This is a genomic window from Micromonospora phytophila, from assembly GCF_023656545.1.
In the GTDB taxonomy this organism is placed as follows: domain Bacteria; phylum Actinomycetota; class Actinomycetes; order Mycobacteriales; family Micromonosporaceae; genus Micromonospora; species Micromonospora phytophila.
This window is the reverse complement of the sequence record NZ_JAMOKF010000493.1, coordinates 1-2,914: the sequence shown is the minus strand read 5'-3', so window position 1 is coordinate 2,914 and position 2,914 is coordinate 1. Positions and strand designations below refer to the sequence as shown.

The 2,914-nt window shown below is 74.8% G+C and carries 3 protein-coding genes; 2 read left to right on the top strand and 1 reads right to left on the bottom strand.

Annotation, left to right across the window (positions count from 1 at the left end; all coding sequences use genetic code 11):
• Positions 1 to 94 precede the first annotated feature (94 nt).
• The gene (locus NCC78_RS30215; protein WP_372495238.1) at positions 95 to 1,027 is read left to right on the top strand and encodes a sensor histidine kinase; all 933 of its coding nucleotides are present in this window, start codon (positions 95 to 97) and stop codon (positions 1,025 to 1,027) included.
• A 379-nt stretch (positions 1,028 to 1,406) separates the two neighbouring features.
• Positions 1,407 to 2,414, top strand: coding sequence for a sugar phosphate isomerase/epimerase family protein (locus NCC78_RS30210; protein ID WP_250798795.1), 1,008 nt, complete (start codon positions 1,407 to 1,409; stop codon positions 2,412 to 2,414).
• A gap of 118 nt (positions 2,415 to 2,532) precedes the next feature.
• Here the strand turns inward: NCC78_RS30210 and NCC78_RS30205 are convergent.
• On the bottom strand, positions 2,533 to 2,914 hold a 382-nt coding region (locus NCC78_RS30205; protein ID WP_250798793.1), incomplete at its 5' end, for an ROK family protein.

Genomic DNA, 2,914 nt, shown 5'->3' with positions numbered 1-2,914 from the left:
GTCGAGCAGTTCGGCGAGGCGGCGGTTGGCCGGCCCCTCGTCGCTGGCGCCGTAGAGGATCGCGTTCGCGGTCTCGGTGTCCAGCTCGTCGGCGATGGCCCGCAGCTTCGACAGGATGGACCGGCGGACCGCCACCCTGGCCGCCGCCCTCAGCGCCCTCGCGGTCGGCGTGGCGGCGGTCGCCACCCTCGGGGTGGCGTGGATCGACCCGGCGGTCGTGGTGCTGCTGCTCTGGTTCGGCGTCGCCGTCGCCGTCGGGGACGCGGTGCGCAGCCGGCGGGCGTACGTCGCCGTGCTGGAGGAGCGGGCCCGACGGGCCGAGCAGACCCGGGAGGAGGAGGCCCGCCGCCGCGTCGCCGAGGAGCGGCTGCGCATCGCCCGCGAGCTGCACGACGTGGTCGCCCACCACATCGCGCTGATCAACGTGCAGGCCGGGGTGGCCGGCCACCTGCTGCGCGGGCAGCCGGACGCGGCCGAGGAGGCGCTGGGGCACGTCCGCGCCGCCAGCCGCACCGTGCTGGCCGAGCTGTCCACCGTGCTCGGGGTGCTGCGTCGCGACGAGGAGACCGACGCGCCCACCGAGCCGGCCCCGAGCTTGAACCGGCTGGACGCGCTGGTGGAGGGCTTCGCCACCGGCCAGCCGGTGCACTGGACCCTGGCCGGGCAGCCCCGGCCGCTGCCCACGGCGGTGGACGTGGCCGCGTACCGGATCATCCAGGAGTCGCTGACCAACGCGCACAAGCACGCGCCGGGCGCCGCCGTCGCCGTCCGCCTGCGCTACGACCCCGAGGGCGTCACCATCGAGGTACGCGACGACGGCGCCGGCGCCATCGCGATGGACCGGCCCGCCGAGGCGGTCCGCCCGGAGCCGCCCACAGGCCCGCAACCGCCCGGGACCGGGCTCGGGCTGCTCGGCATGCGGGAGCGGGCCGAGTCGGTCGGCGGCACCTTCTCCGCCGGCCCGCGCCCCAGCGGCGGCTTCGCCGTCCGCGCGGAGCTGCCCGCCCCCGAGGAGGTGGCCGAGTGACGATCCGGGTGCTGGCCGACGACCAGAAGGTGCTCCGCGCCTGAGCCGCCGGACGGCGGGACAAGTGGGCGCGTTTTGTGGAGCTGCCCCGTTCATGCGCCCAACTCGGGGCCGCGACGGGCCGGGACGCCGGTGGTCTCCGCCGGTCGGGTCGTCGGGGGTCGTCGGGCCTTCTCAACCGGTCCGGGCGCACCTAGAGTGGGGGCGGCGACCGTGCAGGTGGCCGGTGACCCGACGGGAGGCGCAACCCGTCGGGCCCAGGTGCGTCCCGACGTGCCCACCGGTCCGCACGTCCGGTCCGCCGGCGCACCGGCCCGTCCCGGTCACCCTCGCCCCGGTCCCGCAAGGAATCCCCCATTCACGACAGGGGAGAAGGACAATGGCGCGACCCATCACGCTCTTCACCGGCCAGTGGGCCGACCTTCCGTTCGACGAGGTCTGCCGGCTCGCCTCCGAGTGGGGCTACGACGGGCTGGAGATCGCCTGCTGGGGCGACCACTTCGAGGTCGACCGGGCGCTCGCCGACGAGTCGTACGTCGACCGGAAGCGGGAGACCCTCGCGAAGCACAACCTGAAGGTGTACGCGATCTCCAACCACCTGGTCGGCCAGGCCGTCTGCGACCACCCGATCGACGAGCGGCACCAGGGCATCCTGCCGGCCCGGATCTGGGGCGACGGCGAACCCGAGGGGGTACGCCGACGGGCCGCCGAGGAGATCAAGGACACCGCCCGGGCGGCGGCGAAGCTCGGCGTGGACACCGTCGTCGGCTTCACCGGCTCGTCGATCTGGCACACCCTGGCGATGTTCCCGCCGGTGCCCCCGTCGATGATCGACCGCGGCTACCAGGACTTCGCCGACCGGTGGAACCCGATCCTCGACGTCTTCGACTCCGTCGGTGTGCGCTTCGCCCACGAGGTGCACCCGAGCGAGATCGCGTACGACTACTGGACGACGAAGCGGGCGCTGGAGGCGATCGGCCACCGGCCCGCGTTTGGGCTGAACTGGGACCCGTCGCACTTCGTCTGGCAGGAGCTGGACCCGGTGAACTTCATCTTCGACTTCGCCGACCGGATCTACCACGTCGACTGCAAGGACGCCAAGGTGCGTACCGGGGACGGCCGGCGCGGCCGGCTCGCCTCCCACCTGCCCTGGGCGGACATGCGACGCGGCTGGGACTTCGTCTCCACCGGGCACGGCGACGTGCCGTGGGAGGACTGCTTCCGGGCGTTGAACGCGATCGGCTACGCCGGCCCGATCTCGATCGAGTGGGAGGACGCCGGCATGGACCGGCTGGTCGGGGCCCCGGAGGCGCTCCAGTTCGTCCGCCGGCTCGCCTTCGACGCCCCGGCGGCGGCCTTCGACGCCGCCTTCACCAGCAAGGACTGACCCGCGGCCCCGGGCCGCTTGGTCGACCCGCTTCCCGACATCGTGGTGCCCCGCCCCGGCGGAGGCGCCGATGCCGTCACAGCGGGTCGATCAGGCGACCGGGCCGGGCGGTGGTGGGTCAGCCGGCGGCGAAGGCCTGGTCGCTGATCAGCCGGGCCGCGCCCACCACGCCGGCCCGCTCGCCCAGGTCGGAGAGGACGATCGGCATCGTCCCGGTGGCCAGCGGCGTGGACCGGCGGTAGACCACGGCCCGGATCTCGGCGAGCAGCGTGTGCCCGAGGCTGGCCGGGGCCCCACCGATGATCACGATGGCCGGATTGACGAAGCTGACCAGCCCGACCAGCACCTGACCCAGGCGGCGGGCCGCGTCGCGCACCATGGCCTGCACCGCCGGGTCGCCGGCGCCCGCGGTGTCGGCGACGTCCGCGACCGTGAGGACGCCGGCTTCGGCCAGCCGGTCGGCCAGGGCGGGGGAGCGGCCGGCCCGGGCCGCGGCGAGC